Raw genomic sequence first — 441 nt, 5'->3', positions numbered from 1 at the left:
CGCAGGACTTCACCTACACGGTGAGCACCAAGGGCCGCTTCACCACGCCGGAGGAGTTCGAGCAGGTGATCCTGCGCACCGATGCGACAGGTGCCAGCCTGTTCCTCAAGGATGTGGCGCGCATCGAGCTGGGCGCCCAGGACTACTCGCTGGTCACCAGCCTCAACGGCAAGAAGAACGCCGCCTTCGGCATCTACCTGCAGCCCGGCGCCAACGCCCTGGATACGGCCGAGGCGGTGCGCCAGACCATGGAGCGCCTGTCCAAGCGCTTCCCCGACGGCATCGCCTACAAGATTCCCTACGACACCACCAAGTTCGTCGAAGTCTCCATCGAGGAAGTGATCCACACCTTCATCGAGGCGCTGATCCTGGTGATGCTGGTGGTGTACATCTTCCTGCAGAACTGGCGCGCCACGCTGATCCCGGTGCTGGCCATTCCGG

At 63.5% G+C, this 441-nt stretch carries 1 protein-coding gene; it reads left to right on the top strand.

The window, feature by feature from the left end:
• Positions 1-441: efflux RND transporter permease subunit (locus C5C07_RS20875; protein WP_199522805.1), on the top strand; the 441-nt coding region annotated here is incomplete at both ends.

Origin of the sequence: Haloferax sp. Atlit-4N (assembly GCF_003383025.1) — an archaeon.
Lineage (GTDB): Archaea > Halobacteriota > Halobacteria > Halobacteriales > Haloferacaceae > Haloferax > Haloferax gibbonsii.
The sequence above is the reverse complement of the archived record's forward strand: the minus strand, read 5'-3'. Positions and strand labels throughout refer to the sequence as shown.